At 63.6% G+C, this 6,962-nt stretch carries 4 protein-coding genes and 1 pseudogene; 2 read left to right on the top strand and 3 right to left on the bottom strand.

Annotated features, from left to right (window positions below):
• Positions 1 to 307: 307 nt before the first annotated feature.
• Positions 308 to 577 carry a hypothetical protein gene (locus GSQ90_RS09280; protein ID WP_158814555.1) on the top strand — a complete coding sequence of 90 codons (270 nt, stop codon included), beginning with the start codon at positions 308 to 310 and terminating at the stop codon, positions 575 to 577.
• Positions 578 to 744: 167 nt separating this feature from the next.
• Positions 745 to 984, top strand: a pseudogene (locus GSQ90_RS32825) (transposase); the annotation flags it as partial.
• Here the strand turns inward: GSQ90_RS32825 and GSQ90_RS32345 are convergent.
• The 3 genes from GSQ90_RS32345 to GSQ90_RS09260 form a co-directional block, all read right to left on the bottom strand.
• Positions 966 to 1,226, bottom strand: coding sequence for a LysR substrate-binding domain-containing protein (locus tag GSQ90_RS32345; protein ID WP_158814553.1), 261 nt, complete (start codon positions 1,224 to 1,226; stop codon positions 966 to 968). The pseudogene GSQ90_RS32825 and the gene GSQ90_RS32345 overlap by 19 nt on opposite strands.
• 242 nt (positions 1,227 to 1,468) lie before the next feature.
• On the bottom strand, positions 1,469 to 3,328 hold the full coding sequence (gene betB, locus GSQ90_RS09265) for a betaine-aldehyde dehydrogenase (RefSeq protein ID WP_210254866.1): 1,860 nt from the start codon (positions 3,326 to 3,328) through the stop codon (positions 1,469 to 1,471).
• 198 nt (positions 3,329 to 3,526) lie between these two features.
• Positions 3,527 to 6,962: molybdopterin cofactor-binding domain-containing protein (locus GSQ90_RS09260; RefSeq protein ID WP_158814552.1), on the bottom strand; the 3,436-nt coding region annotated here is incomplete at its 5' end.

Genomic DNA, 6,962 nt, shown 5'->3' with positions numbered 1-6,962 from the left:
TGTGTCAGCTCAGAGTCGAAGCTTTGGGTGAGTTGTCGTCTTTTCTATTTCGTCACTGCGAGACGCGAAAATCCTGTGTCTCAACAGTCGTACTGTGGCGTCCCGAATGTCGCTCGCTCACTGCCTAGAGCATCCTGCAATTATTGTGAATCGGCATGGGATTCCAGAATCGTTATGGTTCTGTTTCAACTTGCTGGCTGGAAGGACGTCAGCGGGGATGGCGTATTCGCAAGATTTACGAGATCGGGTCATCAACGCGGTTGTGCGGGACGGGATGAGCCGTAGGGCGGCGGCGGCGCGATTTCAGGTGAGCGAGTCTGCGGCCATCAAGTGGCTCGAACGTTGGGAGCGGATGGGCTCGCGGACGACGGCCAAGATGGGCGGCTATTTGCGCCCGAAGCTGGAGCCGCACCAAGATTTTCTCGCTTCGCTTCGAAGCGAGACGGCCGGCATCGCTCTCCAAGCGCTTTGCGACCGGCTTTTGATCGAACGCGGGGTCAAGGCCGACACTTCCATGATGAGCCGCTTCTTTCGCCGTATCGGCGTCACGTTCAAAAAAGACGATCGTCGCGCGTAAGCAAGATCGCCCGGATATAAAGCGCCATCGCCTCCGCTGGCGAGGGCATCAGAAGCGGGTCGATCTCGCGCGTCTGGTCTTCATCGATGAAACCTGGACGAAAACGAACATGACCCGCCTCTACGGCTGGCCGCCGCGCCGGCGCCGATTGGTGGCCAAAGTCCTGCATGGCCATTGCCGGACGAACGCTTCGCATTCGTCTTGAGAAAAGAGCCACCTTCTTGGCCGCGTTACGCAACGACCGCATCGAGGCGCCTTGCATCTTCGATAGTCCCATCAACGCAGAGCGTTTTCTCGCTCACGTCGAGCAGTTTCTCGCACCGACCCTCAACCCCCATGACATCGTCGTGCTCGACGATCTCGGATCGCACAAAGGCAACGCTATACGTCAGGCCATCAAGGCGACATCGACGAAGGAGACCACCATCAAATCCTTGGACGATTGCGGGCTGAGCATGATCCCGAAATCCATCTCGCCGTCGATGAGCGCGGTCATAACGTCAGCATTGTCCATAACATGAAGCCGAAAGGAGATTCCTGGAAATCTCTCGCGGATCGATCTGATCTTTTCCGGAATGAACCCCTTGGCCGGCGCTTCGACAATGGCGATCTGGACTTGGCTTCGTCGTATCCCGCGCAAACCGACCATTTGCGCCTTGACGCGCGTAGTCCTTTCGCCAGCCTTGCGTGGCGGTGATGATGAGCGTCGACATTGCGTGGCTCTGGGCTGGCGTTGTTTTGGGCAAAGCGCGATTGAAGCCGGGCCAGGCGCGCGCACTTAACATTGTCATGGGCGGAGCAATCGTTGCGACGACGCTGCTGGCGCTCCGCCAAGCGGGTTTGTCAGGGCGCGGCGCTCTCTCAAATTGTCGAATCCGCTATCGGAATTCTTCAATAGGGTGAGTCAACGGCGCCGAGATTGACGTAGACGCTCTTCAATTGCGTGTAGTGCTCGATCGCCGCCTTTCCGTTCTCACGGCCAAGACCCGACAGCTTATACCCGCCAAAGGGCAACTCGATCGGCGTAATGTTGTAGTGATTGATCCAGCACGCGCCCGCTTCGAGCTGCGCGATCACTTTATGCGCTCTGACGATGTCGCGCGTGAAAACGCCGGCGGCGAGGCCATAAGGGGTCGCATTGGCGCGCCGGATCGCCTCTTCCTCATCGTGGAACGGCAGGATCGTCATCACTGGCCCGAATATCTCCTCGCGGGCTATGGCGACATTGTCGTCTTGCGCCTCAAAAATGGTCGGGGCGACAAAGCATCCTTTCGCCAAGGCGCCGTCGATGACGCGATGGCCGCCAGTAAGAAGGCGGGCTCCCTCCTGTTGGCCGCGCGCAATGGCGCTGAGGACTTTCTCCATATGCGCGGCGGAGATCAGCGAACCGATCTGGGTGTGCGGGTCGAGCGGATCGCCGATAGCAATCCGCTCGACGCGTGCGATCAGTTTTTCGCGAAACGCGTCGAGGACGCTGCGCTGCACGAATACCCGCGTTCCGTTCGAGCAGATTTCGCCGCCCGAGTAGAAATTGCCGAGAATTGCGCCGGAGACGGCGTCGTCGATATTGGCGTCGTCGAACACCAGGATCGGAGATTTGCCGCCGAGTTCGAGGGTGACATATTTCAAAGTCTCCGCGCCGGCGGCCATCACGCGCTTGCCGGTGCGCACATCGCCGGTCAGTGAGATTTTCCGGATGTCCGGATGGCCGACAAGAAGCCGGCCCGTCTCGGCAGCGCCTTGCACGACCGTGAACACGCCCTTCGGAACACCGGCTTCCAGCATGATCTCCGCCAGCTTCACGGCCGTCATCGGCGTTTGCTCCGACGGCTTGAAGATCATCGCGTTGCCGCAGGCCAGCGCCGGCGCCGACTTCCAGCAAGCGATCTGGAGCGGATAATTCCAGGCGCCGATGCCCGCCACGATCCCGAGTGGTTCGCGCCGGGTATAGCCGAACGCCGAGGGGCCGAGATCGATGTGCTCGCCAGCGATTCCCGCCGCAAGTCCAGCATAATATTCGAGGCACTCGGCGGCCGAGATCACATCGACGACGGAAGTCTCCGAGATCGGCTTGCCGGTGTCGAGCGTTTCGATATGGGCGAGTTCGTCGTTGCGGGCGCGCAGGATGTCGGCGACCCGCCGCACGATGCGCCCGCGCGCCGCGCCGGTCATCGCTCGCCATTCCGCCTGGCCCACCCGGGCCAGTGCGACGGCCTTGTCAATCTGCTCGGCGCCCGCCGCTACGAAGGTCGCCAATATCTCGCCCGTGGCGGGATTTGTCGAGACGATCTTCTGCGTCACGGCGGCGATAGCGGGTTGCGCGGCGGCGCCGACCGCGGCGATGACGTCGGCGCACAGGCCGGACAATTCGCGGCCGAGATCCTCCAATCCGGCGTAGCGGAGAAAAGCTATGGCCGGGTCGGCATAGCGCATGACGACCGAGCCATCCGGCAAAGCCATGATTGTGAGCTTCAGAGGCGTCTCGATCGCCGCTCGCGGATCGGCGGCCAAAAGACGCGCCATATAGCGCGGATGGAAGAATAAGAAATGACGCATTGGATGGATCGCAAAACCGCCCTTGCGCAGTTGCGCCTGCGGATTGATCTCGTGGATCAGCCAGAGATCGGCGTCGGTGATCGCTTGGCTCACGCGACCAATCGTCTCTTCGAAATCATGAGCGGACGTCGCGACGCATTGCCCCTCGATGCTCAAAGGGCTGTCCGCGTAGCGGACAGACGTTAATTCTTCCATCGGTCGTCACCTCGCGGAGCAGATGCGAGAATAATAGGCCTATTGGTTTGAAAGAGCCAAAGCATGAGCGGCATGGGAAGTCGCCGCCGGGCGAAACCAATCGACGAAGGCTCTGTCCGCATCAACAGATTTTCGTCATGCGATAGCTGGCGCGATGGCCTCAACGGCGCTGCTCGCGCTCTTCCGACAGCGGCCTCGTCAGTGCGCCGAGCCCAGGCGCAAATGCGCGATCGTCTCTTCGATTCCATCCCACGGCGGCTTTTCCGAAGCAAATCGCTCGCGCGCATAGCGGACGAGATCGGCAAGTTGGCGATCGTCAAGGACGTTGCCGAAACCTGGCATCGCGCCATGCGACGATTTTTCGACGCCATCGAGCACCACACGCACGAAATTGTCTGGCCGCTGGAGGACGAGCTTCGTGCTGAGGCCAAGCGGTTGCGCGTCGCTGACGGTGAGCGCGCCGCGCCCCGTCTCATGACAGGACGCGCAGGCGCCGTCGTAAAGCCGCGCTGCGCCGCTCGTCATCGGATGAGCATCGGAGCCGGTTGAGGCGACGATGCCGTCTGCGCGTGTTTCTATCTCGGCGAAGGGAAGCGGATCATTGAAGCTGGCGAGATAGACGGCCATGGCGCGGATGTCGGCTTCCGGCAGAGTCTTCAGTTCCTCGATGACCGGGGCCATGGGCCCGCTCGCCGCGCCATGATGGTGCGACGAGCCGGTACGCAAATAGGCGAAGAGTTCATCTTCGTTCCAAGGCAACGGAGCCTCCGACAGGCGCGTCAGCGCGGGAGCGTCCCAACCTTCGGCGAGGCCGCCGGCGAGATAAGAGGCGCCGCCGCGTTCGGCCCCCAGCGCATTGCGCGGCGAATGACAGGCGCCGCAATGACCGAGGCCGTCGACGAGATAACGGCCGCGGTTCCAGAGAGCAGAGCGAGCCTGATCCGGTTCGACCACGCCCGGTCGATTGAAGAGCAGGTTCCAGCCCGCCATCAGCGGCCGAATGTTGAAGGGAAAGGCGAGACGCGTGCCGGCATTGGCGTGGCTCACCGCCGGCCGCGACATCAGAAAGGCGTAGAGCGCCTGGAGATCGGCGTCGCTGGTTTTGGCGAAGCTTGGATAGGGAAAGGCAGGATAGAGATGACTGCCGTCGCGATGGATTCCTTCACGCATCGCGCGCTCGAAAGCGGGATAGGACCAGGCGCCGATGCCTGTCTCCGGGTCGGGCGTAATATTGGTCGTCGTCACCGTGCCGAAGGGCGTCTCCAGCGCCAGGCCGCCGGCATAAGCCATGCCGCCCGGCGCGGTATGGCACGTGGCGCAGGCCCCGAGGGCGGCGAGCCTTCGTCCTTGCTCGATCGTGGCGGCGGAATAGGCTGACGGGTCCGGCCGCTGGATCGGCGCGATCGACGGGCGGATCGGCATGGCGATGGTCGCTAGGCCCGTCAAGCCGACGAGGAGGCCCCCGAGCGTGCTGAACAAGGCGAAGCGGCGCCGGCGACGCGGCGTTGCAGGCCGCTTTGTGGCGGGCGCGCCGAGGCCGGCCAGCACGCGCTCTGGCGTCAACGGCAGTTCGCGAAAGCGCACGCCCGTCGCATCATAGACGGCGTTGACGATCGCCGCGGCGCTGGGGACCGAGGCGGACTCGCCGGCGCCCATCGGCGGCTCGTGCTGACGGTCCATCATCAGCACGTCGATCGCCGGAAGCTCCGGGAAGGTGAGAATGGGATAGGCGCCCCATTCGCGATTGGCCACCGCCGTCGTCTCGGTGAATGTCACTTCCTCTTTCAGCACTCGGCTCGTCGATTGGACGACGTTGCCGTGGATCTGATGGCGCACGCCGGCAGGATTGATCATCATGCCCGTATCCTGACCGACGACGACCCGCGTGACATTCACCTCGCCGGTCGTTCGATTGACGGCGACGTCCACCGCCCAGGCCGCCCAGGCGGCGCCGACGCCCGGCCAATTGCCGTGGGAATAACGCGCCTGGGCGAACCCGCGGCCACGCATCACCTCCGCTTCGGCGCCCTGCGGCTTTGAACCAACGTGCGGTTCCCAGCCCGCGCGTTCGGCCGTAGCCTTCACGAGATCGGCTGCGCGCGGATCGGAGAGATGCCGCAGGCGGAACGCGACCGGATCGGCCCCCGCTTCCTCCGCCAATTCGTCGATGAAGCTCTCGTGGGCGAACACGTTCGGCAGCGCCGAGACGCCGCGCAGCCATGAGGCGCGCACGATCGGCGCCATGTCGTGGACAGTGACGCGCAGGTTCTCGTAGCTGTAGGCGGGCGCGGCCGTGCGGTCGCCCATCTTAAGGACAGCGGGATTGGCCGGCACGCGTCCGGTCAGAAGGAGAGCAAGCGTCGGGGCGGCGTTTGAGGGATAACGTGTTTGGAAGTCGTAGGCTGAAAGCGTTCCGCCGGCGCCGAGCGCGCCGGAGACGTCCATGAGCTGCCCTGCGCCCTTGGGCTCCCACATGTGTTCCTGCTCGCGCGTCAGTTGCACGCGCACCGGACGCCCGACTGCGCGCGCGAGCAGCACCGCGTCAGCCGCCACGTCATCGGCGCAATTGCGGCCGTAGCAGCCGGCCGCCTCGGCGCGCACCACCTCGATATTCGTCTCCGGCAGACCCGTCAGCAGCGCGATGTCCGCCCGAAGCGGGTAGGGGTTTTGGGTGCCGGACCAGACGGTGACGCGATCCTCTTTGAATTCGGCGACGGCGCATGAGGGACCGATCGAGCCATGCATCTGGTATGGCCAGACATAGGTGCGGTCGAGCCGCTTGTCCGCGGCTGCGAGGGCCGCGTCGACGTCGCCCTTGTCGATGAGCCGTCGGGATCGGACCGGAGCTGCGCGCAGCGCCATTTGCAAATCGCCAAGGGCGGCTCCGGTCGCCCATGGCTTCCAGGTCGCCTTCAAGCAGGCCGCAGCCTCCGCGGCATGTTCTTCGCGCTCGGCGACCACGCCAATGAAGTCGCCCTCCACCACGACGCCAACGATCCCGGGGATATGCGCGATCGACGTGCGGTCGACGGCCTCGAGACTGCGGCCGATGAATTCGCCGCCGTCGATACCGGAATAAGGCGGCCGCACCACACGGCCGTGCAACATTCCGGGAATGCGGACGTCGTGAACATAGACGAACTGTCCGGTTGCCTTTGCCGGGATGTCGACTCGGTTGACCGGCCGGCCAATCACACGGTGCTCCGAGACAGGTTTGAGCGCCGTGGTCCTGTCGAGAACGAGATGGATGCGTCTGTTCTCAAGCAGCGCCGAGAACGCGATCGCAACGCCCGCATCGCTAACGCCCCGCACCATGCCGTCTCGGGTCGCGAGATCTTCCGTCGGCCGCTCGAGCACCCCGCTGGCGAGCGTGATCAGATGAAGCCGGGCCTGCGCCGCCGCGATCCGCAGCGGCTTCGCGGTGACCTGCATGGTCTCGCTGGCGATCGTCGGGCCCTGGTTCGGGGCATTGTCGGTGTCTCCAAGAATCATGGTCACCGACTCGAGCGGAACATCCAGTTCTTCGGCGACGACTTGCGCCAGCGCGGTGCGAATGCCCGTGCCGAGATCGACATGACCATTGAAGGCGTAGACGCCGCCCTCTGCTGTGAGGCAGATGTGGATATCGTATGCG

The sequence above is a fragment of the Methylocapsa sp. S129 genome (assembly GCF_009765995.1).
Taxonomy (GTDB): Bacteria; Pseudomonadota; Alphaproteobacteria; order Rhizobiales; family Beijerinckiaceae; genus Roseiarcus.
This window is presented reverse-complemented; position numbering and strand designations above follow the sequence as displayed.